Origin of the sequence: Micromonospora noduli, assembly GCF_003264475.1 — a bacterium.
Taxonomy (GTDB): domain Bacteria; phylum Actinomycetota; class Actinomycetes; order Mycobacteriales; family Micromonosporaceae; genus Micromonospora; species Micromonospora noduli.
This window is the reverse complement of sequence record NZ_PYAC01000004.1, coordinates 138,137-164,744: the sequence shown is the minus strand read 5'-3', so window position 1 is coordinate 164,744 and position 26,608 is coordinate 138,137. Positions and strand designations below refer to the sequence as shown.

Genomic DNA, 26,608 nt, shown 5'->3' with positions numbered 1-26,608 from the left:
TTACCCCCGTCACTTGGCAAACGGAACAGTGTTCCGTATCGTTCTTAGCGGAACGCGGTTCCACTTGCTCAGAATGCCAGAGCGGGTGGGCCAGTGTCACCTCACCCTTCCTTGGAGGAACAGCCATGCAGTACCGCACCCTGGGGCGCACCGGCGTCCAGGTCAGCACCCTCGTGCTCGGCGCGATGAACTTCGGCAAACTGGGGCACACCACCCAGGACGAGGCGACGGCGATCGTCGACGCCGCGTTGGAGGCCGGGATCAACCTGATCGACACCGCCGACATGTACAGCCAGGGCGAGTCGGAGCAGCTGGTCGGCAAGGCCATCGCCGGTCGCCGCGACGACATCGTGCTGGCCACGAAGGCCGGCATGCCGATGGGCGACGAGCGCAATCAGCGGGGCAGCTCGCGCCGCTGGCTGGTCACCGAGCTGGACAACAGCCTGCGCCGCCTCGGCGTCGACCACGTCGACCTCTACCAGATCCACCGGTGGGACCCGACCACCAGCGACGAGGAGACCCTGTCGGCGCTGACCGACCTGCAACGGGCGGGAAAGATCCGCTACTTCGGCTCCTCGACCTTCCCCGCGTACCGCATCGTGCAGGCCGAGTGGGCCGCGCGGGAGCACCACCTGGGCCGGTACGTGACGGAGCAGCCCAGCTACTCGATCCTGCAACGGGGGATCGAGGCCCACGTCCTGCCCGTGACCGAGCAGTACGGGCTCGGCGTGCTCGCCTGGAGCCCGCTCGCCTCGGGCTGGCTCTCCGGTGCGATCCGCGCCGGCCGGGAGATCACCACCAGCCGCTCGGCGCTCCTGCCCGCCCGCTTCGACCTCAGCGTCCCGGCCAACCAGGCCCGGCTCGACGCCGTCGAGCAGTTGGCCACCGTGGCCGACGAGGCGGGGCTCACCCTGATCCAGCTCGCACTCGGGTTCGTCACCGCGCACCCGGCCGTGACCAGCGCGATCATCGGCCCCCGCACCATCGACCACCTGCACGCCCAACTCGCCGCTGCGGACACCGTGCTCCCGGCCGACGTGCTCGACGCAATCGACGCGATCGTCGCACCCGGGGTCGACCTCGCCGCAGCCGAGAAGTTCGACACCCCGCCCGCCCTGCTCGACCCGGCGCGGCGGCGTCGCTGAGCCATCGGGTGCGGTGATCGGGGCCGCTGGTCACCTAGGATGTGACTCATGAGCGCTGAGGCTGTCGGCATGCACATGCCCGCCGTTGTGACGCTCGACGACGTGGCGGCGATGAACGCTGCCGACCCGAACGGTCACCGCTACGAGACCAGCCCCGAGGGGGTCCTGTCGGTCATGCCGCCGCCCGATTCGGAACACGCCATGATCGCCAGTCGCCTCTTCGCCTGGTTGATCGTGGCGGGTTGGCCCGCCGAGCAGGTGCTTCAGGCAGTCGGTGTGCGCATCTCCGGACCGGACGGTGACGGTGGCCGCATCCCCGATGTGAGTGTCTGGCGTAAGCCGCCGTCCCGCAGCGTCTGGGCCGCAGTCGCCGACGTCGTACTCGTCGTGGAGATCGTCTCGCCGGGCTCGGAGGCGATGGACTCCGTGACCAAGGTCCGCGAGTACGCGTCGGCGGGGATCCCGCAGTACTGGGTGATCGATCGGGACGGCGCGCAGACGGTCACCCTGCACCGGCTGGGTAGGGACGGCAGTTACGAGACGCGGGCGCGGATGCCGCTGGCCTGGCTGCTCCAGACCGCCCCCGCCGACCATCTCGACTGAACGCCAGCACCGACGGCCCTGGACCGTCGTATCGTTTCCGGGATGGTGCAGCCGGTGTGGGCGAACGGTGACGCGTACGAGGCGTACGTGGGTCGGTGGAGCCGCCTGGTCGCTGTGGAATTCCTGCGCGGGTTGGCCGTTGCGCCGGGGCGGCACTGGCTCGACGTGGGCTGCGGCACCGGAGCGCTGACCTCGACGATCCTCAGCCACAACGACCCCGTCGAGGTGACCGGCATCGACCCGTCGGAGGGGTTCGTCGCTGTCGCGCGTACCCGGGTCACCGACCCCCGGGCGGCCTTCCAGGTCGGTGACGCGCGGGCCCTGCCGCTGCCCGATCGTGTCGCGGACGTGGTGGTCAGCGGATTGACGCTCAACTTCGTGCCGGAGCCCGCGCGGGCGGTGGCGGAGTTCGCCCGGGTGGTCCGGCCGGCCGGGGTGGTGGCCGCCTACGTCTGGGACTACGCCGAGGGGATGGCGATGATGCGGCACTTCTGGGCCGCCGCCGCACAGCTCGACCCGGCCTCGGCGAAGCTGGACGAGGGGAACCGCACCACTGTGTGCCAGCCCGACGCGCTCCGCACGCTGTGGGAGCGGGCCGGGTTGCGGGACGTGTCGGTCTGGCCGGTCGACGTACCGACGACCTTCACCGACTTCGCCGACTACTGGACACCGTTCCTGGGCGGTCAGGGGTCGGCGCCGGGGTACGTCGCGACGTTGGCCGAATCCGACCGGGCCGCGCTGCGGGAGTCGCTGGCCACCCGGCTGCCGGTCGAGCCGGACCTGTCGATCCGGCTCACCGCGCGGGCCTGGGCCGTACGGGGCACGCCGCCCGAGTAGCCGTCGCGCCGAGCCTCGCCGGAGGTTGTCGCAATTCGGACAAGACGGTAAAGCCCCTGGTAGAGCACCCTTGGGGCAGGTGGAGGTAGACGGGTGGCGGGCCACATCCCAATCCTCCGGCCCGGTGGGGACAACATCGTCCGCACCGGTGCCGCCCTCACCCAGCCCGGCCTCGAAGCCGTGGCGGTCACGGCACAGCCGCCGTGCCGATCGCGCGTACGACAGGCCGTGGCTGTCACCGACACCCCTGCGGGCGCCCGCAGCGGTGCCTCCGCCCATCGGGACAAGGACGTCAGCACCACCGGCAGTCAGGCAGCGCCGTCCGCCGGTCGTGCCTGCCGTCCCCGTGCCCCGCCGGCCTTTCGCACTGTGGACCCCGCCGGGTCCGACGTCGCTGAACCGCGCGCCGGAGCCCTGGCGACCGAGCCAGAAAGGGCCCGACATGGCCGCTCCCACCGCAACCGCAGCCTTGAACGCATCCGTCTTCGCGCCGGGTGCCCAGATGCTGCTGACAGTCACCTACTCAGACGCCGACACCAAACCGCTGACCGTCACCATCGTGGTCACCGACGCGCAGGGCAACAGCAGCGCGCCGGTCAAGGTCACGGCGGTCATCGACCCGCTCACCGTGACCGTCACCGACAACTCCGGACGTACCTGGACCCGGGTTTCCGACAACGGCTCCGTGGCCGTGTATCGGTCGGTGGCGTGATGCCCCGGGTCACCGTCCAGGTCCGCGACGTCGCCGGAAACACGGCGACGGCCACCGCCGACTACAGCCTGGGCCAACCCGTGCTCGGCGGCTACTACCTCTCCGGCGGCGCCGACCCGACCGCCGACATGGCCGGCGGCAACTTCCGGTCCCTCACCCAGTACCGCAGCTTCGCCGACGGCTACATCTTCCCCGGATACAACCGGCCCTGGCTGGTCAACCTGGGCAAGGCCGGGGTGCAGATGAACATGGTCCTGGAGTTGAAGCACTACGGCGCTCCGAACTACGGACCGCAGAGCTTCACTGCGGACGGCGTCAACTACACAGTGCCGGCGCCGACGATGACCATCCAGCAGCGACCGGACACGACCTGGCCGAGGGCGTACGGCTACGGCCAGGTGCTCAAGGGGCAGTGCGACGGGTTGTTCGCCCGCGCCCTGTCGCAGTACCGGACCCTCGGTTTCGGGGTGAACATCCAGCTCGCCTCGGAACTGGACACCGATCACGAGTTCGGCACCACGGAGGACGGCAAGGCGTACACCTGGGCCGAGTCGGACGCTCGGGCGGTGCAGGCGATGAACTACATCCTGACGTGGTTCAAGGCGCGGACGCTGCCGACCGGGACGACCTTCTCGGTGGGGCTGGGCGGCTTCGACCGGGCCTGCTTCCAGCGCACCCACCCGGAGTCGCTGATGTCCCGCCTCGACTATCTCCAGTGGAACGCGTACGGCACCAACGCCAGCCACACCGCGCTGGCCCGCTTTCGGCGCACCAAGGACTGGGCGGTGGCGGATCTCGGCCCGGTGGCGCTGTCCCGGCCCGTGATCATCGCGGAGTGGGGGGTGCGGGTGGCCGAGATCCCGAACCAGGCGGCCTGGATCGCCACAGTGCCGGCGGCGATCGCCCAGCTCAACGCCGAGGGTGGGCCACGGATCGTGCGGACCAACTACTTCAACTCCGGGTGGGGCACCCTGACGCCGAAGGCCACCGGGTTGGCCGCGCTCCGCGAGGCGTACGCCAAGCGGCCGTACGTCTGACCGGGTTCCGGCGGCTCCGGGCTCCGGAGCCGCCGGGACCGCACCGGTCAGCCCTCACCGAGCCGTTCGGCGTACGCGTCGCGCAGCTCGGGCCAGCCGAAGTCTTTGGCCTCCGTGCCGCGGATGGGGCCGACCGGGTCGCCGTCGAGCAACCGGTCGGCCACGTCGAGGCAGAGGTGCCAGCCGGCCGCGACCATCGGCAGCATGCCCCGGTCGGCGACGGTGTGTCGCAGAGTGAGCCGGGTGCCGCTGCCCAGCGGGCTCAGCTCCCAGCGCAGCAGGTCGTCGCCCCAGGTGTATTCGAGCAGGTGCGGCGGCTCGGCCCGGCGTACCGTCGCCGGGTCCTCCTGGGTGGTCTCGCCGTCGACGAGGGTGAGCACGGCGGCGCCGGCGGTGCCGAGATCGCGGTCGGCGAGGAACGGCGCCCACTGCGCGAGCTGGGCCGGGTCGGTCAGTGCCGCCCAGACGGCGGCTGGCGGATGCCGCAGGTCGCGGACGAAGACGACTGTGGTGCCGGCGTCGGTCGGCTCGGCGCGCACGTCGGCGGGTGGGCTCGGGCGGAACGCGTCGCGGTCCATTCACTGCTCCTGACTGTCGAGGTGCCGTTCCAGGGCGTCCAGGTGTCGGGCCCAGAGCCGCCGGTACGGGTCGAGCCAGCCGTCGACGTCCCGCAGCGGGCCGGGGTCGAGGCGGTAGATCCGCTGTCGGGCGGCCGTCCGGCAGGTGACGAAGCCGGCGTCGCGAAGCACCCGCAGGTGTTTGGAGACGGCTGGTTGGCTGACCCCGAGCCCGTCGACCAGCTCGCCGACGCTGCGTTCGGCGTCGCGGAGCTGATCGAGGATCCGGCGCCGGGTGGGCTCGGCGAGGACGGTGAAGGCGTCGGTGGACACCTTCCCAATATGCCTCCTCCGTCATATGACTGTCAAAGCATACGACGACGGTCGCCGTCCCGACGCGCCACCGCCGATCGGCTCCCTATGCTCGGATCATGGAACTTCGGATCTTCACCGAGCCCCAGCAGGGTGCAACCTACGACCAGTTGCTCGCCGTCGCCCGCTGCGCAGAGGACGCCGGCTACGGCGCGTTCTTCCGGTCCGACCACTACCTGATGATGGGTGACGTGAGCGGCGAGCCCGGCCCCACCGACGCGTGGACGACGCTCGCCGGCCTGGCCCGGGAGACCAGCCGCATCCGGCTCGGCACGCTGATGACCGCCGCCACCTTCCGGCTGCCCGGCCCGCTGGCGATCACCGTGGCGCAGGTCGACCAGATGAGCGGCGGCAGGGTGGAGCTGGGCATCGGCACCGGCTGGTACGCCGAGGAGCACAGCGCGTACGGCATCCCGTTCCCGCCGCTGGCCGAGCGGTTCGACCGGCTGGAGGAGCAGCTCGCCGTGATCACCGGGCTCTGGGCCACGCCGGCGGGGGAGCGGTTCGACCACGACGGCCGGTACTACCCGGTTCGTGACTCGCCCGCCCTGCCCAAGCCCGTGCAGCAGCCGCGTCCACCGATCCTGCTCGGTGGGACGGGCCCGAAGCGCACCCCGCGGCTGGCCGCCCGCTACGCCGACGAGTTCAACCTGCCGTTCGCCTCGGTGCCGGACACTGCGGCGCAGTTCGACCGGGTCCGCGTGGCCTGCGCCGAGATCGGCCGGGACCCGGCCGGGATGGTCTGGTCCAACGCCCTGGTGCTCTGCTGCGGGCGCGACGACGCCGAGGTGGCCCGCCGGGCCGCCGCCATCGGCCGCGAGCCCGACGAGCTGCGGGCCAACGGCCTGGCCGGGACGCCCGCCGAGGTGCTGGACACCATCGGCCGGTACGCCGAGATCGGCAGCGAGCGGCTCTACCTCCAGGTGCTGGACCTCAGCGACCTGGAGCACCTGGAGCTGGTCGCCAGCGAGGTGATGGCGAAGCTCTGAGTCGGCCGCGCCTCCGGGTCAGGCCCGGTGGACGCCCGTCCCGACCGCGTTCGGGTCGCCCAGCACGGTGTCCAGCCGCCCGTCGCGGTCACTGTCCACGTAGGTGATGTCCGGGATCCCGTCACCGTCCACGTCGATCTGGACGACGTCGGCGACGCCGTCACCATCGAGGTCGGTGACCACCTCCACCGAGCCGTCCAGGTGACGCGTCACGATCGACTGTGCGCCACTGACGCGCGGCGGCGGGCCGGGCGCCGGCACCGGCGTCGGCGCGGGCGCGGGTGCCGGTGTGGGCCGAGGACCGGGAGTGGGCGACGGGTGGCTCGGAAACCCGCCGGCCGGCGGCGCGCTGGCCTGCTCGACCTCGGTGCCGGTGGGGTCCAGCTCCTCCTCGGAGGGGAAGACGTCACCTCGTGCGGCCGGATCGCGGTAGCTGCTCATGGGCGTAGGGTTCCCCGACGACGACGAGAACAACCGTGCCCGATCGACCGGTGTCCCTGGTGCCCGGTCTGGCGGAAGATGTCGGAACCGACGCCACGGTCATGAAACGGGGGTCCGAGCGTGGAACTGCGCCGGAATCGGGGGGCCCGTGCGCTCGCCCTGGTCTGCGTACTCGGTGGAGTGCTCCTGTTGGTCTATCCCAGCGACGACGCCCTGCTACGGACGATCATCGCGGTGGGTGCGATCGCGCTCGGCGCGGTGGCGCTGGTCAGCGCGATGCGGCCGTTCCGATTCGGGATCCACACGGACGGGATCACCATCCGGCGACCCGGCCTGCGTCGGGATGTCCGGTGGCCGGAGGTCGACGCGCTGGTCCTCGACGAGCCGCCCCGGCGCGACGGCCATCCGGAGCCACCGCGACTGCTGTTGGTGCCCGTGTCGGGTGTGACGATTGAGCCGCTGACCGCCCGCCATCCGCTCGACGGTCGCCCGGCCGTCGAGCTGCTCGTCCTCGACCAGGTCCGCGAGCAGCCCGAGCAGGTGTCCGCCGCGCTCACCCAATATGCCGGCGGCCGTTTCGTCGACCTGCTCGCGCTGCGTCGCGCCGCCTTCGAGGCCCCGGAGCTCCCGGTCGGCCTGCGTGGCTACCAGATGGACCGGGTCGACCGGTTGATCCGACGCGGCCAGGACGCGCTGATGTCCGGAGACGCGTCGGCCCGGCAGGCGGCCCGGGGGGAGATCGAACGCGCCACCACTGCCGGTCTGCCGATCGCCCAACGTGGTTACAGCACGTTCCAGACGGATACGGTTCTGGGCGCCCTCGTCACCGCGTTGGCCGACCACCAGAGCACCGATCGGGAGACCGCCACATGACCGCGCAGGGATCGCACGCCGCGTCGACCACTGACGTTCCGCGCCGCAACTGGGCCGGCAACGTGCGGTACGCCGCGAAGGCGTTCCACCGCCCCACCTCCGTCGACGAACTGCGCCGGCTCGTCGCCGGCAGCAGCCGGATCCGCGCGGTGGGCAGCGGGCACTCCTTCAACCGTATCGGCGACACCGACGGTGACCTGGTCAGCCTCGCCGGGCTGCCCCCTGTCGTCGAGGTGGACCACGAGCGGGGGCAGGTCACCGTGAGCGGCGCGCTCCGCTACGGCGACGTCGCACGACAGCTGCACACCCAGGGGTACGCGCTGGCGAACCTCGCGTCGCTGCCGCACATCTCGGTGGCCGGCGCGGTGGCCACCGCCACCCACGGCTCCGGCCAGACTCACGGCAACCTGGCCAGCGCGGTCGCCGGCCTGGAGCTGGTCACCGCCGACGGCGATCTGCTCCGGGTCGACCGTGACGCCGACACGTTCGCCGGCATGGTGGTCGGGCTCGGCGCGCTCGGCCTGGTCACCCGCGTCACAGTGGACGTCGTGCCGACCTTCGCGCTGCGCCAGTACGTACGCCTCGACCTGGACCGGACGGCGTTGGACGAGGCGCTCGGCTCGGCGTACAGCGTGAGTGTCTTCACCGACTTCCGTGAGCCCCGGCTGCGCGAGGTGTGGCGCAAACAGTTGGCCGACCAGCCGCCACCCCCGGCGGACTGGCTGGGCACCACCGCCGCCGACCAGCCCCGGCACCCGGTGCTCGGCATGCCGGCGGAGAACTGCACCCCGCAGCTCGGCGAGCCGGGCCCGTGGCACGAGCGGCTGCCGCACTTCAAGCTCGGCTTCACCCCGAGCAGCGGCGACGAACTGCAGTCCGAGTACCACGTCGCGCGTACGGCGGCGGCGGACGCGCTCGCCGCGCTGGACGACCTGGCGGATCTGATCGCCCCGGTTTTGCTGGTGTCCGAGCTGCGGACGGTGGCGGCCGACGAGCTGTGGCTGAGCCCGAACTACCGGCGGGACAGCTTCGTGCTGCACTTCACCTGGGTCGACGACACGGCGGCGGTGCTGCCCGTGGTGGCCGCCGTGGAGGAGCGGCTGGCGCCGTTCGCGCCCCGCCCGCACTGGGGCAAGGTCTTCGTCACCGACCCGGTCGAGCTGTCCGCCCGCTACCCGAGGTACGCCGACTTCGCCGCGCTCCTGGCCGACCTGGACCCGAAGGGCACGTTCCGCACCGACGCACTGGACCGCTACTTCCCCCGGTGACCGAGCGCGTGCCATAGCGCTGTGGCATGGGGCGGCTGGGATTGGTGGGGTGGAAGACGCCGGACAGACACTGATGTTTGTCGATGAGTCTCATCGTCCGGTCCCCGTCCCGGGACCGTCGGCTCCACCCCTCGGAGCGAGACATGCAGCCCGTACCCGCCATCACCCCCGAACCAGTCGCCCCTCGCCCCCGCCGCGGTCTGCGCTGGGCGCTCGCCCTGGCCGTGCTCGGCGCCGGACTGGGCGCCGCGCCGGCCGCCCACGCCGCCGCCAGCCCGTACGAGCGCGGTCCGGCCCCCACCGTGGCCAGCATCGAGGCCAGCCGGGGCGCGTTCACCATCGCCCAGAGCACCGTCGCCGCCTCCAGCGTCAGCGGTTTCCGGGGCGGAACGATCTACTACCCGACCAGCACCGCCGAGGGCACCTTCGGCGCGGTGGCGATCTCACCCGGCTACACCGCCACCCAGTCCAGCGTGGCCTGGCTGGGGCCGCGCCTCGCCTCGCAGGGCTTCGTGGTGATCACGATCGACACGTTGTCCCGCTACGACCAGCCGGCCAGCCGGGGCACGCAACTGCTGGCCGCCCTGGACTACCTCACCAACACCAGCGGCGTGCGTACCCGGATCGACCGCAACCGGCTCGCCGTGATGGGGCACTCGATGGGCGGCGGCGGCAGCCTCTCGGCGGCGAACTCACGACCGCAGTTGCAGGCCGCGATCCCGCTGACCGGCTGGCACACCGTCAAGAACTGGTCCGGCGTACGGGTGCCGACGCTGGTGGTCGGCGCGGAGAACGACTCGGTGGCACCGGTCTCGTCGCACTCGGAGCCCTTCTACACCAGCCTGCCGTCCACGCTGGACAAGGCGTACCTGGAACTCAACAACGCCAGCCACTCCGCGCCCACCTCGACGAACGTGACGGTCGCCAAGTACAGCATCTCCTGGCTGAAGCGCTTCGTGGACGACGACACCCGCTACGACCAGTTCCTCTGTCCCGCACCCCCAGCCTCAGCGACCATCCAGGAGTACCGCAACACCTGCCCCCACTCCTGACCCCCGCCCCCGACTCGGTTGATCATGAAGTTATTGCCACCCGGCACGGCGCGTCGGCGCAACAACTTCATGATCAGCGGGACGGGGTGGGGGTGCGGAGGGTGCTGCGTTGGACGGCGCGGCTGATGTCGCTGGGGGAGACGATGCCGGTCAGGTGGCCGTCTTCGGTCACCACCAGGGCGCGGCCGTCGGCGCACTCGGAAAGCCGGGGGAGCAGGTCGTTGAGCTGTTCACCGGGCTGGGCCAGCACCAGTTCGTCGGCTCGACAAGCCACCTCGGCCAGCGTGGTCGACGCCCGCCGCTCCGGCGGCACGCCCCGCACCCGGTCGACGGTGACCAGGCCGGTCGGTCGGCCGTCCTCGGTCAGCGGCAGCGCCGAATGCCGGTACGCGAACAGGTAGTGGTCGACGAAGTCCGCGACCGTCATCTGCGCCGAGGCGGTCTGCGGCTGCGGGGTCATCACATCGCCCACCCGGATCCCCCGCAGCGCGGTGCCGGTGCGGGCCTGCCGCTCCTCCATCCCGGCCGCCCCGATCAGGAACCAGCCGATCAGGGCCAGCCAGAGCCCACCGAAACCGACACCGGACAGGAACTGCCACAACCCCAGGCCGATCAGCAGCACACCCAGCACCCAGCCGGCCCGGGCGGCGACCACTGACGCTCGGGTCCGGTCACCGGTGGCCTTCCAGACCGCGGCGCGCAGTAACCGGCCACCGTCAAGGGGTGCGGCCGGCAGCACGTTGAAGACGGCCAGCAGCACGTTGATCCCCGCCAGCCAGGCCACCGCTCCGAACAGCAGCCCGCCCTGCCCGGCCAGCGCGAGCAGCGCCGCGATGGCACCGAAGAACGCCCCGATCAGCAGGCTGACCAGCGGGCCGACGCCCGCGATGCGCAACTCCGCGCCCGGGTCACGCGGCTCGCCCCGCAACTCGGCCACGCCGCCGAACAGCCACAGCGTGATGCCGTCGACCTCCAGCCCGTTGCGCTTGGCCACCACCGCGTGCGACACCTCGTGGGCGAGCAGGCCGACGAAGAACACCACCGCCGCGGCCAGGCCGGCGATCAGGTACGCCACGGGCGAGTGGTCGGGGTAGGAGCGGGGGAACTGGTTCGCGGCCAGCCCCCACGCGATCAACGCGAAGATGACCAGCACACTCCAGTTGACGCCGACCGGCACTCCCGCGACCCGGCCAAGCCGGAAACTGGCCCTCATCCCACCGAGATACCCCGCCAGAGGGTGGGCATGCCCACCTGACCCAAGCTGGGCCCGTGCTGCCGGATGTCCCGGTGAGCGGTATACCTCTGAGTCATAAAAATACCTCTGAGGTATACCGCCTTCGATCGACCTGGCCGCTCAGCCCTGCACCTCGGGGAGTCGAGGTGGTCGTGCGGTGGCCGGCTGAGGTGGTGGGTGGCCCCGGGCCACGGGCCGGCCGACCTCCAAACCGAGCCCAGGTCAGCGGCGGGGGGCTTCGCTGGCGATGGTCGCCTCACGGGGCAGGGCCGCCGCACGCAGCGCCCAGTCCAGCGCATAGTCGGCGATCTGCTCCCAGCCGTCCTGCCCGACGGTGAAGTGGGATCGGCCGGCGAACTGCTCGTACGCGGTGAGGGCCCGGGACTTCTGGTAGAGCCCGGCGTTGGCGCGAACCACCGACGCCGGCACGACGTGGTCGACCTCGCCGGCCATCAGCAGCAGCGGCGCCCGGTCGTTACGCCCGAAATCGACCCGGGCCGGCGAGCGCGGGTCGAGGTTGGCGAACGCGCCCTCGAAGTAGACCCGCCCGGCACCGGGGACGGCGTAGCGCCGCCAGGCCCGGTCGGAGTCCTCGCGGCTCATCGCGTTGCCGAAGGTGTAGGCGAAGTCGTCCTCCGTGAACGGGACGGCCTTGTTGCGGTTGGCGGGGCTGCGCAGAATCGGGAAGCCCGAGCGCAGCTGACTCAGCGGCACCTTGAGCACGCCCTTCACCTGCGCGGGGTGCACTCCGACCGCCGCGGCGCCGAGGCCCCGGTCGACGAGGACCTGGGTGATCAGGCCGCCGAACGAGTGCCCCATGATGATCGGCGGTCGGGGCAGCCCCCGGATGATCCGGTCGTAGTGCGCCACGATCGTGGCGATGCTCTGCTCGGCGATCGGGCCGGGGTCGTCGCGCAGCTCCTCCACGGAGCGGTCCATGCCGGGCCAGGCGGGGGCGATGACGTGCATGCCGCGCTCGGTGTACCGCTGGGCCCACCCCTCCCAGCTGCGCGGCGTCATCCAGAGCCCGTGGATCAGCACAACCGTGTCGACCTGACCCTGCGGCGTGGCACCCATCGCGTCCTCCCGGTGTCGCGGCTCGGCTCGGCGGTTACCCGCTGTGTCCGTCCGGAATCCGGCTGCCTGACAAATGTCATGGTCGGAGCGTGACGACCGCTCCGGGCATCGGGGTACGCCCCGCCGGAGCATCAGTGGCATGACCAGTACGCATCCGGCTGTCGAGTTGGACGGCCTCACCAAGAGCTTCGGCGCGGTCACCGCTGTCGACGGGTTGAGCCTACGGGTGCAGCCCGGCGAGGTGGTGGCGTTCCTCGGCCCGAACGGCGCGGGCAAGACCACCACAATCGACATGCTGCTCGGGTTGTCCCGCCCGGACAGGGGCACCGTCCGCGTCCTCGGCGGCACCCCGGACGACGCGGTGGCCCGAGGTCGGGTCGCCGCGGTACTCCAGACCGGCGGGCTGCTCAAGGACCTCACAGTCGGCGAGACGGTACGGATGACCGCCCACTTCTACCGGCACACCCGCCCGGTGGCGGAGGTGCTGGAGCGGGCCGGTATCACCGACATCGCCGATCGGGTGGTCGGGCGCTGCTCGGGCGGTCAGCAGCAACGACTGCGCTTCGCGCTGGCCCTGCTGCCCGACCCGGACCTGATGGTGCTCGACGAGCCGACCACCGGCATGGACGTCGAGGGTCGGCGGGACTTCTGGCAGGCCCTGCGCCGAGACGCCCGGCGCGGACGAACCGTCATCTTCGCCACCCACTACCTCGACGAGGCGGACGCGTACGCCGACCGGATCGTGCTGGTCCGGCAGGGGCGCATCGTCGCCGACGGCACCACCGCGGAGATCAAGAACCTGGCCGCCGGCCGTACCGTGCGGGCCACCCTGCCCGGCGCCGACCAGGCCGCGCTCGCCGCGCTGCCCGGCGTGGACGCCGTGGAGGTGCGCGGCGACAGCGTGCTGGTGCGGACCGGCGACTCGGACGCCATCGCCCGGCACCTGCTGACCCGGACCGCCGCCCGGGACGTCGAGATCACCTCCCGCAACCTCGAGGACGCCTTCCTCGCCCTGACCACAGCGCAGACCGGAGCCTGAGATGACCACCTCCACCCCCACCCGCGCCGCTGTCATCGAGCCGGACCGTCGGCTGCCCGCGCTGGGCGGGTTCGCTCCCGGCGCCCTGGGCATCGAGCTGCGCCGGGTGCTGCGCAACCGTCGCACCCTCGCCTTCACGCTGATCATGCCGGGCGTCTTCTTCCTCATCTTCGGGCTGCCGCAGGGCGGGCAGTCACTGGACAACGGTCGGCCGGTGACGGCGTACATCATGATCAGCCTGGCCGTCTACGCGGCCATGGTGGCGACCACCAGCGTCGGTGGCGCGGTGGCCACCGAGCGGGCGTTGGGCTGGAGCCGGCAACTACGGCTCACCCCGCTGCGCCCGGCGGCGTACGTGGCGACCAAGCTGATCACCGCGATGAGCCTCGGCCTGCTCGCGGTCGTCATCGAGTTCCTGGTGGGTGCCGTGGCCGGCGTCCGCGTCCCGGCGTACGTCTGGCTGCTGTCCGGGCTCGCCGCCTGGGTCGGCTCGCTGGTCTTCGCCGCGTTCGGTCTCTTCATCGGTTACCTGGCGCCGGCCGAGAACGTCATGCAGATCATCGGCCCTGTCCTGGCGGTGCTGGCCATGTTCGGCGGGCTGTTCGTCCCGGTGGAGGTGCTGCCGGACGTGCTCCAGCAGGTCGCGAAGTTCACCCCGGTGTACGGCATGGGCGTGCTGGCCCGCGCCCCACTGACCGGCGACGGGGTGAGCCTGGCGGCGGTGGCGAACCTCGTCGTCTGGGCGCTGCTCTTCGGCGTCGGCGCGGCCCGGCTGTTCCGCCGGGACACCGCGCGGGTCTGACCGGCCGCGACCGCTAGCGTGAACGCGATGGACCTCTCGACCGGGCAGCCCCAGGCGGTGAGCCGCCACTGGCGGGTCACCGGCTGGCTGCTGGCCGCCGTCTGGCTGTTCTTCCTCAACGTGCCGCTCGCCACCGCGCTGCACCAGCCGGAGCCGTGGCGGCGGGTCCTCGGCGTGGTGGCCCTGGTCGTCTTCGGTATCGGTTACGTGCTGCTGTTCCAGTGGGCCCGCAAGCTGCGCCAGTCCATGCTGCCGATCCCGGTGGGCCGGGCGCGGGCCGGGCTGGCGCTGCTGCTCGCGGTGGGCCTGGCCAGCCTTCCGAGCACCGAAGGGGACTGGCTGGCCACCCTGGTCTACGTGGCCGCGGCGGCGGTGTTCCTGCTGCCGCTGTGGGAGGCACTGGCCGCCGTGGTGCTCTGCGCGGTTACCCCCGTGCTGGCCTCCTGGCTGGTGCCGGGTTGGGAGGCGGAGAGCGGCATCGTCTTCGCGGTGCTGCTCGCCTCGTTCGCCATGTTCGGGGTGTCCCAGTTGGCCCAGCGCAACAGCGAACTCCGCGCCGCCCAACAGGAGATCGGTCGGCTCGCGGTCGCCGAGGAACGGTCCCGCGCCGCCCGCGACCTGCATGACATCCTCGGGCACTCGCTGACCGTGGTGGCGATCAAGGCCGAGTTGGCCGGGCGTCTGATCGAGGTCGACCGGGAGCGGGCCGCCACCGAGATCGCCGAGGTGGAGGCGCTGGCCCGGGCCGCGCTGGCCGACGTACGACAGACGGTCGGGGCGTACCGCGAGGTCAGCCTGGTCGCCGAGCTGGCCGGCGCCCGCTCCGCGCTGGCCGCGGCGGGTATCGCGGCGGACGTGTCGGCCGAGGTGCCGGAGCTGCCGGAGGAGTGGGACCGATTGTTCGGCTGGGCGGTACGGGAAGGGGTGACCAACGTGGTCCGGCACAGCGGGGCGCGGTGCTGCGTGATCCGGGTGTACCCGGATCGGGTCGAGATCAGTGACGACGGTCGTGGCCCGTCCACACCCGACCCGAGCGGGCACGGGCTGGTCGGCCTGCGGGAGCGGGCGCGGCGGCTGGACGCGGTGGTGACCGTCGGCCGTCGGCCGGCGGGCGACGGCTTTCTGCTGCGGGTGCACACGCCGGGGGAGTCCCGGTGAGCGGCGGTTCCACGCCGATCCGGCTGCTGCTCGCCGACGACCAGGCGCTGGTCCGGGGCGCACTGGCCGCCCTGCTCTCGCTGGAGGAGGACCTGACAGTGGTCGCCGAGGTCGGCCGGGGCGACGAGGTGGTGCCCGAGGCCCGACGCAGCTTTCCGGACGTCGCCCTGCTGGACGTGGAGATGCCCGGCCTGGACGGGATCGCCGCCACCGCGGCGTTGCGGGCCGCGCTGCCGACCTGCCGGGTGCTGGTGGTGACCACCTTCGGCCGACCCGGCTACCTGCGCCGGGCGATGGAGGCCGGTGCGAGCGGTTTCGTGGTCAAGGACACCCCTGCCCGGCAGCTCGCCGACGCGGTCCGCCGGGTGCACGCCGGCCTGCGGGTGGTCGACCCGACGCTGGCCGCGGAGACGCTGGCCGCAGGGGTCAGCCCGCTGACCGAGCGGGAGACCGAGGTGCTGCGGACCGCCCGGGGCGGTGGCAGCGCCGCCGACCTGGCCAGGGCGTTGCACCTCTCCGAGGGGACGGTACGCAACCACCTGTCCGCGGCGATCGGCAAGACCGGTGCCCGTAACCGGGCCGACGCGATCCGGGTCGCCGAGCAGAACGGCTGGCTGCTCGGCGACTGACAGTGCCGGCCGGTGCTCAGGCGGTCGGCGGTGGGGCGGCCAGTTGGTCGACCACGACGACGCTACTGCCGGGACGAACCTCGGCGAGCAGTTCCCGCTGACCGCTGCGGGTCAGCCGGATGCAGCCGTTCGTGGTGTTCTCGCCCAGCTCGCCGTCGTGGTACCAGGTGTGCACCCCGATGTGCGCGCCGCGCAGCCCGGACGGCACCGACTCCGGGTCGTCGGGCACCGAACCGAGGGCGTAGATGTCCACCCCGCCGTAGACCTCCTCCGGCGGTGGGGTGCGGCCCAGGATGAAGGTCCGCCCCAGTGGGGTCTCCTGGCCCGACTGGCCGAGGCTGACCTTCCAGGAGCGCACCGCCTTGCCTGCCCGGTACCAGGTGAGCCGGTGGACCTTGCGTTCCACCACGATCTGGTCGCGCAGCGGCACCGTCTCGAACCCGCCGGGCGGCAGCCAGGCGAGCCGTCGGTTGGCCGAGGGCAGCAGGACGGCCGTCCAGCCGGCACGCCGCTGGGCGATCGGCATGGTCAGCTCGACACCGCTGATTGTCGGTTCGAGGAAGGCGCGCGGCCGACCACCGGGCGCGTCGTACGCGGCGATCCGTCTGGTCGGGTGCACGCCGTCGGTGAGCGGTGTGACGTCCATGGTGTTCGGGTCGGCGGGGAACCCTCCGGGTGCGGGGTCGTAGTCGACCACCGGCAACCCGTCCGGGGCGGGCGCGGCCGGGGGGATCGACTCCTCCGGGCTCTGCTCCACACTGCTCGGAGTGGGGTCGGCCACCACCACGTTGCGGTCGTCGGGGGCCGTCGAGCTCGGGGTGAGGGCCTGGCCGACCAGCAGCGCGGTCACCAGCAGCGCGGGTACGCCGATCGCGGCGGCCACCCAGACGCCGCGACGACGGTACGGAGTCTTTCGGTCAAACGGCACGAAACCACTCTATGGTGGCGGATGCCTCGGGGCCCCCGGTTCGGCGAGACCCGCCGTCCGGAGGCCCCGGTCGAATCAGATTCGTGCGCCGATGTGGATGGCCACGGCGTCGTGCGCCGGCACGTTCGCCGCGAACCAGCCGCTACCGTCCACCGTGATCACCGGTCCGCTGCATGTGCCGCCCGCATAGGTGCCGTGGATGACGTCGCAGTATCGACCGGCGGGCAGCCCCGTGTAGTAGGAGCGGCCGTTCACCGCGGCGTCCTCGTCGTTGACGGTGATGAAGCCCTTGCCGCTGCGGCTGAACGCGATGTGGTTGTTGCCGTTGTCGTACCAGTTGGCCACGCCGGCGCCCTCTGTGGCGTTGCGGAAGCCGACCATGTTGGCGATCACCGGCCAGCGGTGTTCGCACTCCCAGCCGGAGTAGCAGGTGGCGTTGAGTGTCTTGTTGGCGCCGTCCGATGGCGGGCCGGCGTCCCGGTTGCTGAAGGTGTAGCTGGACATGACGGTCGGGGAGCCGTACGGCCAGGCCAGCATGAAGGCGTTCGCCAGCGCGTAGATGCCCCGGTCGCGGTAGGTCAGCACCCCACCGGAGTCGCGCTGGGTGTCGTGGTTGTCCACGAACACCGAGGCCGGGCCGGTGGGCAGGTGTCCCCAGCCCTCGCCGAAGTTGCGCAGGTACGCCAACCGCTCGGAGCGGAACACCCGGGCCAGGTCCTTGCCGTAGCGGAACTCGTGCACGTCACCGTTGCCGGTGTACTCGGTCGGCTGGACCGGCTCGCCGGCGCCGTGGATGACCTCCTGCACGATGTACGCGGAGCGGGACAACTTGCCCCTGATGGCGACGATGTCGGCGGCCGGCATGTGCTTGCTGGCGTCCAACCGGAAGCCGTCGACGCCAAGCGAGAGCAGGTCGTTGAGGTACGAGGCGATCTTCGTGCGGACGTAGTCCGACTCGGTCCTCAGGTCGGAGAGGTTGACCAGCTCGCAGTTCTGCACCTCGTACCGGTCGTTGTAGTTGGCGATGTCGTCGCCGCCGTTGCGCCCGCAGTGGTGGAAGTCCTGGGTCTGGTAGATGCCCGGGTAGTCGTAGTGCGAGTAGGACGAGCCGGCCCAGCCGGTGCCGCCGTTGTCCTGACCGGACATGTGGTTGATCACCGCGTCGACGATCACCTTGACCCCGGCCGCGTGGCAGGTGTTCACCATCGACTGGAACTGGGCCCGGGTGCCCTTGCGGGACTCGATCCGATAGCTGACCGGCTGGTACGCCAGCCACCACTGGTTGCCCCGCACGTGCTCCTGCGGGGGCGAGACCTGCACGTAGCCGTAGCCCTTCGGGCCGAGGGTGCTCTGGCACTCGCTGGCCACCGAGGGCCAGTTCCACTCGAAGAGCTGGACGATGACCTTCTTGCCGCCGGACGGGGCGGCGACGGCCGGGGGTGCCGTCACGGCGGTGGGGACGAGCAGGCTGGCGATCAGGCCGAGGGCGAGGAGCGCCGAGCCGCGTCGACGTCGGTGCATGGGGACTCCTGACGGGAGCGGGGGTGGTGGTGCCGTGGGGGGAGTGCCGAGCTGCCGGAATCTTGCAAGCCTGGCTGAAATTTGCTGAAAGGTTACAAGCGTGTTGCGGCGACTGTCAATGCATGGACATTCGTCACTGTCCAGATCGGTGGGTGGGGGCGGGTACAACGCACGGCCGCGCCCCTCGGTTCGATTCCGGCCCAGAAATTTCTGTCGGCGGGTGATCCGCGCGCCCCGCCGGTCCGTACTGGATGGGGGAGCAGGGGTCGGCCGGTGGTACGCCGCCGCGAGACGATCGAGGAGCAGATGGCCCGGGCACAGCAGGACAAGAAGACGGCGACGGTCCGGACCAGCGCCAGCAGTCGGGGGGTGCGGACCCCGTCGCGGTCGGCGAGCGCCCTGCTGATCGCGTCGGTGCTCGCCGCGCTCTGGGCGGCGATCATGTTGACCGGAGCCGGTCAGACGGCGTACGCGTACGGCTTCTTCTTCACCGAGTTCTTCGCCGGGGTGGTCTCCCTGGTGGCGTTGAGCCTCACCGTGATGCTCGGCCTGCTCGCCACCGACCGGCTGGTGCTGCGCATTTCGCACCGGGTGCTGATGCAGTCGGCGCACCGGGCCACCGGCGTGCTGGGCGTGGCCGGGCTCGGCTTCCACGTCCTCACCAAGGTCGCCACCGGGCGGGCGGCGGCGACCGACGCGCTGGTGCCGTTCGTCGGCGGCCGGGGGCTCTACGTCGGGCTCGGCACGGTGGCCGCGCTGCTGATGGTCAGCGTGATCTGGACCGGCATCATCAGGGCCCGCTTCGCCGGCGTCGGTCCGAAGTGGCTGTGGCGCACGCTGCACTCCACCGCGTACCTGGCCTGGCCGTTCGCTGTCTTTCACGGCCTCAACGCCGGTCGGGCCGCAGCGCCGTGGGTGATGTTCAGCTACCTCGGCTGCATTTTGCTGGTGGTGCTTGCCCTGCTGGTCCGGTTCTCGGTCACCATCGGTCGGCGCAGCCGCGAGCAGCACCAGGCCGCGGTGCGCAACGCGGTGATGGCCGGCCGGGCCGAGGAGGCGAAGACCGCCCGATCGCTGCTGGCCGGGTTGGGTCGGCGCAGCAAGGCCGCCGACAAGCGTCCCGCCTGGGCGGAGACCACCACCGCCACCTGGGCCGCGCCGGCCGCGCGACGTGACCCGGAACGGTTCACCGTCCCGGTGGTGCCCGAGCCCGGTTCCCTCGTCGAGCCGACCCGGCCCAGCCGGCGTCGGCGGGAGGAGGAGCCGGCGGCCCGCCGCGACACCGAACGGTCCACGCGCAGCCGGCGGGCCGAGGAGACCACTACGAGCCGATCGGCCCGCCGCAGCGTGGAGGACACCGGCACCTTCCGACGCGACGAGGAGGAGCTGGAGCAGCCGGTGACCCGGCGGCGCGGCTCCCGCACCCGCGACGAGGCAGTGCCGAACGGCCGGCGACGCGCCGACGAGCAGACCTCTGAGCGGTCCCGTCGCCGGTCCCGCAGCGAGGACGACGGCAGCCGCTACTCGGCGCCGCCGCGGTCGACCTTCGACGACGCCGAGGAGCCGTGGGACAGTCCACGCCGGTGGCAGGCCGACGAGCCCATCTCCGCCGGCCCGATCTCCGTCGAGCCGATCTCGGCCGGCCCGATCTCCAGCAGCCCGATCTCGTCGGCGCCGCGCAGCGGCAGCGGCCGGCACAGCGCCGAGGACGACCTGCCCGAGGAGCCGGACTACTGGCGCCCGCCGGCCCGGTACGTGCCGGACGAGGTGGCGCCGCCCGTCGACGACACCCCGACTCTTGTCGACCTGGCGTCCCGCCGTGCTCGACGGGCAGCCGGCGAGGGCAAGTCCAAGCGCCGCAAGGCCAGCGCCGACGCGGTGGACGGGGCGTACTGGGCCGGGCTGCGGGGTGAGGCGAAGTGATGCGCACCGCCGTGCCGCCGGTCGCCTGTGTCGGCGAACCGCGGCTCACCGCCGGCTTCGCCGAGTACGGCCGGCTCGACCTGCTCGCGCACGAGGAGGTGCACGGACCGATCGGCCCGATGGAGCCGGCGCAGCTGCTCCAGCTCGCCGAGGGGATGCAGCTCAAGGGCAAGGGCGGAGCGGGTTTCCCGTTCGCCCGCAAACTGCGCGCGGTGCTGGAGTCCTGCGAGCGGCAGGACCTCGCCGCAGTGGTGGTGGTCAACGCCACCGAGGGGGAGCCGGCCAGCTGGAAGGACAAGGTGCTGCTGACCCGCGCCCCGCACCTGATCCTGGACGGGGCGGCGCTGGCCGCGTACGCGCTGGACGCCGACGAGATCGTGATCGGCGTGGCGGACGACGGGGTTGGCCGGGACTCGCTGATGGAGGCCCTCGACGAGCGCCGGATGCCGGTGCAGACGACCATCGTCACAGTGCCGCACCGGTTCATCTCCGGCGAGGGCGGCGCACTGGTCAACGGGATCAACGGGCTGCCGCACATCCCGCCGGGCACCAAGAAGCGCTCCAGCGACTCCGGGGTCAGCGGCCTGCCCACCCTGCTGTCGAACGCCGAGACGTACGCCCAGCTCGCCATAGGCGCCCGACTGGGCCCGTACGAGTACGCGGCGCTCGGCACCGACGACGAGCCGGGCACCGTGCTGCTCACAGTGACCGGCGCGGCGGGCCGACCGGCGGTGGTGGAGTGCACAGCCGGCATGCCGCTGCGCGACGTCCTCGACCTGTGCGAGGTGCCGGACGTCCAGGGCATCCTGATGGGCGGCTACCACGGCAAGTGGATCACCCCGGAGGCGGCGGAGAAGGCCGAGGTCTCCCGCAAGGGCCTGGCCGCCGTCGGCGGCACCCTCGGCGCGGGCATCATCGTCCCACTCGGTGTCGACACCTGCCCGCTCGGTGAGGCCGCCCAGGTGGTGCGCTACCTGGCCGGCGAGTCCGCCGGCCAGTGCGGACCGTGCAAGATGGGCCTGCCGGACCTGGCCCGCGCGGTGGACCTGGCCGTCGCCGGCAGCCAACCGGCGGACGTGGTGCGCGCCGCCGCGGGCGAGGTGAAGGGCCGGGGCGCGTGCAGCCACCCGGACGGCACCGCCCGGTTCGCGCTCTCCGCGATCGAGGTCTTCGCCGAGGACCTGCGGCTGCACAGCACCGGCGACGGCTGTGGCCGACGGGTCAAGGGCGTGATGGGGCTGCCCGGCGCACCCGACGCGAATCCGCAGAAGCTCACCCTGGACTGGTCCCGCTGCGACGGGCACGGCCTCTGCGCGCACGTCGTACCGGACTTCATCCGGCTCGACGCGAACGGATATCCCGCCTTCCCGGCGACTCCCGTGCCGACCTGGCTGCGCGAGGGCGCGTTGAAGGCGGTCAAGGTCTGCCCGGAGCTGGCTCTCCGACTGGCCAAGGCCGAATAGCGAAGCGTCAGGCCCAGCATGGGTCCCTTCCGGACCGGAACGGAGAAGCGGATGCGGATCAGCAGGGCGTGGACAGGGGTCGGGCAGCTTCGCCGTGCCGCCACCGCCGGGGCGCTCGTGGTGGCCCTGTTCGGCGTTGCCGCCTGTACCGGCACCGCACCGGGTGGGCCCGCCGCCGCCGGATCGGCACCGGCCTCGACCGGCGCCCCGCCCACGCCGGCCGGCGCCCCGCCCACCCCGACCGGCGGGCCACCCGCCCCGGCCCAGGTCCCGGACGTGCTGCGCTTCACCGGGACCACCCTCGGTGGGGCCGCGTTCGACGCGGCACAGCTCGCCGGCAAACCGGTGGTGCTGTGGTTCTGGGCGCCGTGGTGCGCCACCTGCGCCAGCCAGGCCTGGACGGTGGCCGAGATCGAACCCAGGTACCGGGACACCGTGCCGATCGTCGGCGTCGCCGGGCTCGGCGAGCGGAAGGCCATGAAGGAGTTCGTCACCGAGTTCGACCTCGGCGCGACGCCACAGATCGAGGACACCAAGGGCGCGCTCTGGAAGCGGTTCAAGGTGACCGAGCAGAGCATCTTCGTGATCATCGACCGGAACGGCACTGTCGTCCACCACGGCTTCCTCGACGGTGAGGCGCTCACCGCCAAGGTCACCGCACTGGCCGGGGCGTGACCGCCGCACTGCTGCTCGCGCTGACCGCCGGCATGCTCGGCGCTGTCAACCCGTGCGGCTTCGCGTTGCTGCCCGCGTACCTCTCGCTGTTGGTCGCCGGGTCGGACACCCGCGGCGCGGTCGGCCGCGCGCTCACCGCGGCGGCCGGGCTGACAGTGGGGTACGTGCTGGTGTTCGGCGCGTTCGGCCTGGCGCTCGCGCCGCTGGCCGGCTGGTTGCGGCCCCGGCTGCCGTGGCTGACCGTGGCGCTCGGCGTGCTGCTGGTGGTGGCCGGCTGCTGGTTGCTCGCCGGTCGACGGCTGCCCGCCCCCGGCTGGTCCGCCCGGGCACCCCGGCTGACCCGGTCCTGGCCGTCGATGGCGCTGTTCGGCGCGGCGTACGCGCTGGCGTCGCTCGGCTGCGCCATCGCGCCGTTCCTGGCCATCGTGGTGACCAGCCTCCAGGCCGGCTCGACCGGTCAGGGGTTGGCGCTGTTCGGTGCGTACGCCCTCGGGATGGGTCTGGTGGTCGCTGTCGCCGCGCTCGGGGTGGCGCTGCTGCGCGACGGCCTGGTGGCCCGGCTGCGCGTCGCGGGCGCGCTGGTGCCCCGCCTCAGCGGCCTGATGCTGCTGGTCGCCGGCGGCTACGTCGCCTGGTACGGCTGGTACGAGCTACGGCTGGCCGCCGGCCGCCGCGACGCCCTGCACGACCCGGTAATCCAAGCGGCGTCCCACCTACAACAAACCCTGTCCAACACCCTGGACGCCATCGGCCCGGCACTGCTCGTAGCCGCCCTGGCGGCCCTGCTGATCCTGGCAGCCCTGACCCGGGCCCGCACCCACCGCCTCCGCACCCCACCCAGCCTCGTTGATCATGAAGTTGTTGCCACGACACGCCGAGGCGACGGGCAATAACTTCATGATCAACGGCCGGAAAGCCCGGGGTTTCTTGCGGTACCGGAACCCCCGCCGGCCGAAGCCCTGAGGCAAGGACGTTGGTCTTGACATCCGGAAACGATCGTCAGAGTCTGTCTGACAACGTTGTCACACCGAAGGACCACCATGCGTATATCCGAATTCGAGTTGAGCAGGCGGCGGCTCCTCATCCTTGGCAGCGCCGTCGGCGCTGGACTCGCCGTCGCCCGACCCACCGCCACCGCCCAAGCCGCGCCAGCCGCCACCACGTCATACGCCGCGGCCACCGGCCCGGTTGCCAACACCTACCACGCGCTGCTGCTCGCCCACACCCGATGGGCCGAGGAGCAATGGGATCCGGCGATCAACGCATACCGCCTCGCGGACTTCAGGTTCGCGGTCGTCCTCGGTAACGCGGTCCTGCTCATATCGCCCGGGTACGACCCGGCGGCCGCAGGCGTCGACCGGGACACGCTCCAGGCCCGTACCGTCGCCACCATCCGCCGATTTGCGGCCACCAACCGGCTCGCCGGCGGCACCGAGTGGGGCCGACAGCTCTTCTGGGACAGCACCTTCGAGCTGTACTTCGTCCTGGCCGCCCGACTGCTGTGGTCCGAACTGGACGAGGTGACCCGCAACAACGTTGACCGCATCGCCCGCGGGCAGGCCGCGTACGCCCATTCCCTTGGCACCGGTAACGACCCGCTGAGTGGCAGTTGGACGCCGAACGGCCTCACCGGTGGCTGGATCGGTGACACCAAGCTCGAGGAGATGGGGGTTTACGCCCAGGCGATCGCGCCCGGCCTGGCCTGGGCGACTGACGACCCCGCAGCCGCGGCGTGGCGCGAGCGGTTCCTGACATGGACGCTCAACGCCACCGGACTACCCGCAGCCGACCGCGCCAACCCCGCCGTCGTCGACGGGCGGGCGGTCGCGGACTGGAACACCGCGCACAACATCCACGACACGTTCCTCGTCGAGAATCACGGCTCCTTCGGCCCGCACTACCAGGAAGAACTGTGGCGCACTGCGGGTCGTACCGCTGCGCACTTCCTGACCGCCGGCCAACCGCTCCCCGAGGCACTCACCCGGCAGCCCAGCGCCGCCCAACTGTGGCGGACCATGCGGCTGCTGGCCAGCGATGCTGGCGAACCCTTCATGCCGATGGTCGCGGACCGCTACCACCTGTACGGCCGTGATGTCCTGCCACTCGCCTTCCTCGCGCAGGTCCAGGGCGACCGGCACGCCGCCCGGGCCGAGGCGGACCTCGCCGACCGGCTCATGCCCTACCTGAACTACCCGCCCGAGTATCGGCTCACCAAGTTCAGCGGCGAGCCGAAGTACGAGCCCGAGGCCCGGGCCGAACTCGCCATCAGTTATCTCTTCCATTCCTGGCGGGCAGCCAACGGCGGCGTGGTCGAGCCGGTCGCCAGCACCACGTTCTTCGCGGCGGCGGCGGGCACCCGGGACTTCGGGGAGCAGGCCGGGCTGACCGCCCAGCAAACCCCGACCGCCTTCGCCGCGGCGGTCAGCAAGACCGGGTACGTCTCGTTCCTGTGGGCCCCCGCGCACGACAATTGGTTGTTCGACACCCGGGCCGCCTCGCTGCTGCCGAGGCAGTCGGCGCCGGTCCTCGGCCGCACCTCCGCTGCGTACACCATGGCCCGGGACGGTCTCGACGCCACCGCCACCGTTCTACGCGTCGCCGGCGGCACCGCGGGATACGTCACGCTGCCCACCGGCACGGTCGTGTACGCCACCACCGGCATCGGTGCCGATGAGGGCGCGCTCACAGTGTTCAACCTGGACATGCCCGGTGTACCCGGGCTCACCGGCACCCGCACCTTCACCGGCGAACAGGGGTCCGTCACCCTGGCCGGACAACAGGGCCTCGGCGACGGCGGAACCGACCAGATCAGCTTTGCGCCTCGTCCAGCCAGGTACGTGCGGATGCTCGGCCGATCCCCCGTCAACCAGTACGGCTACTCGCTGTTCGCCTTCGCCGTGCTCGACGCCAGCGGGATCGACCTCGCCACCGGCCGGCCCACCACGGCCTCGTCCGCCGACCCCGCCTACCCCGCACCGAACGCGACCGACGGCAACTCCGGCACCCGCTGGGCGGTCGCCCGGGAGGAACGCGGCCGCGCGGACAGTTGGCTCGCTGTCGACCTGGGCGAGTCCATCGACATCAGCGGCGTACGCCTGGACTGGGAGGCCGCGTACGGCACCCGGTACGTCATCCAGACCTCTCTGGACGGCACCAACTGGAGCGACGCGGCGGTCGTGCCGGACAGCCCGACCATCGCCGGCTCCTGGCTGGACGTCGACGGACGAGCGGGTCTGGTAGTCCACAACGGCCAGAATCCGATCACCGTGACCGCCACCACCGTCACCCTGTCCAGCGGACCGGCCACCGGCAGCACTCGGCTGATCATCGAGGGGTACACGGGCGCGAGCAGGTCGGCCCTGACCGCCGCGGCGTCTCGAACCCTGCCCGATGGCGGTCCGGAGGCGTTGCGGGTGAGTGACGCGGACGGATACCTGAGCCTGTTCAACCTGTCCGACGACGACATCACGACGGCGGCCGTCACAGTGTCGCAGCACGCCACGCTGCGGCTGTACCACGGAAGCCAGGTCACCGGATCCGGGACCACCAGCTACCAGGTCGACCTTGCCGCCGCCACCGCACGCGTCGAGCCGCCGCGGTTCACCGCGACCGCGGTACGACCGGCGAAGTCGATTCCCGCCGGTACCCGGTTCGACGTCACCGACTCGCACCACCTCCGAATCACCGCACCCGCCGAGCACGTCGTGACGGTGCAGCTGGAGTCCGCGGCCGGCGGTGCGCGACGGGGGGTGACGGTACCCGCTGGACGCAGCCGGGACGTCGCGTTCGCGGGCGGGACGGTGACGCCAACCAGCGACCTGGCCCGGTCTCGGACGACCTACCCGACGTCACCGCTGCCGGCTGGCATGACCGACCCGTCGGCCGCCGTCGACGGCGACCCGGGTACCGCCTGGCAACCCGGCCCGACCGGCCGATTGGTGATCGACCTCGGATCGCTCCAGGATCTGGCATCGGTCCGCCTGACCTGGACTCCCGGTCGGCGGCGGCCGATCACCGTAGCCACCTCTGCCGACGGGCTCGGCTACGTAGCGGTCGCCTCGGTCCCGAAGCCGCGACCCGAGACCACCATCTCGACCAGGTCCTCCGGGCGGTACGTGGCGATCGCGGTTGCCGACTGGCAGCCCGGTGACGCCCGACTGACCCACGCGGAGGTGTTCGGTGCCTGAACCGGCACCGCACGTCCGCGCCGGAGCCGGAGCAGCTCAGCGTCGGGATTGACCACGGTGTCACACTCGTGGCCGAGTGGACGGCG

The 26,608-nt window shown here is 71.9% G+C and carries 25 protein-coding genes; 18 read left to right on the top strand and 7 right to left on the bottom strand.

Features of this window, described 5'->3' with window-relative positions; translation table 11 throughout:
* Window positions 1–125 precede the first annotated feature (125 nt).
* The 5 genes from MED15_RS08025 (at window position 126) to MED15_RS08005 (ending at window position 4,334) form a co-directional block, all read left to right on the top strand.
* Window positions 126–1,145, top strand: a complete 1,020-nt coding sequence (locus MED15_RS08025) for an aldo/keto reductase (protein WP_091409132.1) — start codon at window positions 126–128, stop codon at window positions 1,143–1,145.
* A 48-nt stretch (window positions 1,146–1,193) separates the two neighbouring features.
* Window positions 1,194–1,748: a Uma2 family endonuclease gene (locus MED15_RS08020; protein WP_112699188.1), complete on the top strand. Its 555-nt coding sequence runs from the start codon at window positions 1,194–1,196 to the stop codon at window positions 1,746–1,748.
* A gap of 42 nt (window positions 1,749–1,790) precedes the next feature.
* On the top strand, window positions 1,791–2,585 hold the full coding sequence (locus MED15_RS08015; RefSeq protein ID WP_112582545.1) for a class I SAM-dependent methyltransferase: 795 nt from the start codon (window positions 1,791–1,793) through the stop codon (window positions 2,583–2,585).
* Between the two features lie 442 nt (window positions 2,586–3,027).
* Window positions 3,028–3,297 (top strand): hypothetical protein, encoded by a 270-nt coding sequence (locus MED15_RS08010; RefSeq protein WP_112582546.1) that lies wholly within the window; start codon window positions 3,028–3,030, stop codon window positions 3,295–3,297.
* A complete protein-coding gene (locus tag MED15_RS08005) occupies window positions 3,297–4,334 on the top strand; it encodes a hypothetical protein (RefSeq protein ID WP_112735198.1) in 1,038 nt (345 codons plus the stop codon). The genes MED15_RS08010 and MED15_RS08005 overlap by 1 nt, the downstream gene beginning before the upstream one ends.
* Window positions 4,335–4,381: 47 nt before the next feature.
* On the opposite strand, the gene MED15_RS08000 is transcribed toward MED15_RS08005, so the two are convergent.
* Together MED15_RS08000 and MED15_RS07995 are read right to left on the bottom strand one after the other, a co-directional pair.
* Window positions 4,382–4,912: an SRPBCC family protein gene (locus MED15_RS08000; protein ID WP_112735196.1), complete on the bottom strand. Its 531-nt coding sequence runs from the start codon at window positions 4,910–4,912 to the stop codon at window positions 4,382–4,384.
* A complete protein-coding gene (locus tag MED15_RS07995) occupies window positions 4,913–5,224 on the bottom strand; it encodes an ArsR/SmtB family transcription factor (RefSeq protein WP_112699184.1) in 312 nt (103 codons plus the stop codon). It lies immediately after the preceding gene.
* A 98-nt stretch (window positions 5,225–5,322) separates the two neighbouring features.
* Here MED15_RS07995 and MED15_RS07990 point away from each other — a divergent pair, with 98 nt between their 5' ends.
* Window positions 5,323–6,252 carry an LLM class F420-dependent oxidoreductase gene (locus MED15_RS07990; RefSeq protein ID WP_112699183.1) on the top strand — a complete coding sequence of 310 codons (930 nt, stop codon included), beginning with the start codon at window positions 5,323–5,325 and terminating at the stop codon, window positions 6,250–6,252.
* Window positions 6,253–6,270: 18 nt separating this feature from the next.
* Here MED15_RS07990 and MED15_RS07985 read toward each other — a convergent pair whose 3' ends face one another.
* Window positions 6,271–6,693, bottom strand: coding sequence for a hypothetical protein (locus MED15_RS07985; protein ID WP_112735194.1), 423 nt, complete (start codon window positions 6,691–6,693; stop codon window positions 6,271–6,273).
* Between the two features lie 120 nt (window positions 6,694–6,813).
* Between MED15_RS07985 and MED15_RS07980 the strand changes: the two genes are divergently transcribed.
* The 3 genes from MED15_RS07980 (at window position 6,814) to bdeA (ending at window position 9,886) form a co-directional block, all read left to right on the top strand.
* A complete protein-coding gene (locus MED15_RS07980) occupies window positions 6,814–7,566 on the top strand; it encodes a hypothetical protein (protein WP_112735193.1) in 753 nt (250 codons plus the stop codon).
* Window positions 7,563–8,834, top strand: a complete 1,272-nt coding sequence (locus MED15_RS07975; protein ID WP_112724932.1) for an FAD-binding protein — start codon at window positions 7,563–7,565, stop codon at window positions 8,832–8,834. Before MED15_RS07980 ends, MED15_RS07975 begins: the two co-directional genes overlap by 4 nt.
* Before the next feature lie 143 nt (window positions 8,835–8,977).
* Complete coding sequence (gene bdeA, locus MED15_RS07970) at window positions 8,978–9,886, top strand: bis(hydroxyethyl) terephthalate hydrolase (protein WP_112601501.1); 909 nt, start codon at window positions 8,978–8,980, stop codon at window positions 9,884–9,886.
* A 73-nt stretch (window positions 9,887–9,959) separates the two neighbouring features.
* On the opposite strand, the gene MED15_RS07965 is transcribed toward bdeA, so the two are convergent.
* A complete protein-coding gene (locus MED15_RS07965; protein WP_112601500.1) occupies window positions 9,960–11,099 on the bottom strand; it encodes a site-2 protease family protein in 1,140 nt (379 codons plus the stop codon).
* Between the two features lie 243 nt (window positions 11,100–11,342).
* Window positions 11,343–12,197, bottom strand: a complete 855-nt coding sequence (locus MED15_RS07960) for an alpha/beta hydrolase (RefSeq protein WP_112582554.1) — start codon at window positions 12,195–12,197, stop codon at window positions 11,343–11,345.
* A gap of 139 nt (window positions 12,198–12,336) precedes the next feature.
* Here MED15_RS07960 and MED15_RS07955 point away from each other — a divergent pair, with 139 nt between their 5' ends.
* From MED15_RS07955 to MED15_RS07940, 4 genes are read left to right on the top strand one after another with little or no spacing between them, the layout of a single operon-like run.
* Complete coding sequence (locus tag MED15_RS07955) at window positions 12,337–13,236, top strand: ABC transporter ATP-binding protein (RefSeq protein WP_112601498.1); 900 nt, start codon at window positions 12,337–12,339, stop codon at window positions 13,234–13,236.
* 1 nt (window position 13,237) lies between these two features.
* Window positions 13,238–14,038 (top strand): ABC transporter permease, encoded by an 801-nt coding sequence (locus tag MED15_RS07950; RefSeq protein ID WP_112735191.1) that lies wholly within the window; start codon window positions 13,238–13,240, stop codon window positions 14,036–14,038.
* Between the two features lie 27 nt (window positions 14,039–14,065).
* On the top strand, window positions 14,066–15,196 hold the full coding sequence (locus MED15_RS34540) for a sensor histidine kinase (protein ID WP_146766700.1): 1,131 nt from the start codon (window positions 14,066–14,068) through the stop codon (window positions 15,194–15,196).
* Window positions 15,193–15,825 (top strand): response regulator transcription factor, encoded by a 633-nt coding sequence (locus MED15_RS07940; protein WP_181518438.1) that lies wholly within the window; start codon window positions 15,193–15,195, stop codon window positions 15,823–15,825. Before MED15_RS34540 ends, MED15_RS07940 begins: the two co-directional genes overlap by 4 nt.
* Before the next feature lie 16 nt (window positions 15,826–15,841).
* Here the strand turns inward: MED15_RS07940 and MED15_RS07935 are convergent, their stop codons facing one another.
* Both MED15_RS07935 and MED15_RS07930 read right to left on the bottom strand, forming a co-directional pair.
* Window positions 15,842–16,753 carry a L,D-transpeptidase gene (locus MED15_RS07935; protein WP_112601496.1) on the bottom strand — a complete coding sequence of 304 codons (912 nt, stop codon included), beginning with the start codon at window positions 16,751–16,753 and terminating at the stop codon, window positions 15,842–15,844.
* Window positions 16,754–16,828: 75 nt separating this feature from the next.
* The gene (locus MED15_RS07930; protein WP_112735187.1) at window positions 16,829–18,274 is read right to left on the bottom strand and encodes an alpha-amylase; all 1,446 of its coding nucleotides are present in this window, start codon (window positions 18,272–18,274) and stop codon (window positions 16,829–16,831) included.
* Between the two features lie 273 nt (window positions 18,275–18,547).
* Here MED15_RS07930 and MED15_RS07925 point away from each other — a divergent pair, with 273 nt between their 5' ends.
* From MED15_RS07925 to MED15_RS07905, 5 genes are all read left to right on the top strand, one after another.
* Window positions 18,548–20,197 (top strand): ferric reductase-like transmembrane domain-containing protein, encoded by a 1,650-nt coding sequence (locus MED15_RS07925; RefSeq protein WP_225855442.1) that lies wholly within the window; start codon window positions 18,548–18,550, stop codon window positions 20,195–20,197.
* On the top strand, window positions 20,197–21,660 hold the full coding sequence (locus MED15_RS07920) for an NADH-quinone oxidoreductase subunit NuoF family protein (RefSeq protein WP_181518437.1): 1,464 nt from the start codon (window positions 20,197–20,199) through the stop codon (window positions 21,658–21,660). Before MED15_RS07925 ends, MED15_RS07920 begins: the two co-directional genes overlap by 1 nt.
* Before the next feature lie 51 nt (window positions 21,661–21,711).
* A complete protein-coding gene (locus MED15_RS07915; RefSeq protein ID WP_112735185.1) occupies window positions 21,712–22,335 on the top strand; it encodes a TlpA family protein disulfide reductase in 624 nt (207 codons plus the stop codon).
* Window positions 22,332–23,228 carry a cytochrome c biogenesis CcdA family protein gene (locus MED15_RS07910; protein ID WP_225855378.1) on the top strand — a complete coding sequence of 299 codons (897 nt, stop codon included), beginning with the start codon at window positions 22,332–22,334 and terminating at the stop codon, window positions 23,226–23,228. The genes MED15_RS07915 and MED15_RS07910 overlap by 4 nt, the downstream gene beginning before the upstream one ends.
* Window positions 23,229–23,375: 147 nt before the next feature.
* Entirely contained in the window at window positions 23,376–26,522 is a 3,147-nt protein-coding gene (locus MED15_RS07905) for a discoidin domain-containing protein (protein ID WP_112582561.1), read from the top strand.
* The last annotated feature ends 86 nt before the right edge of the window (window positions 26,523–26,608 follow it).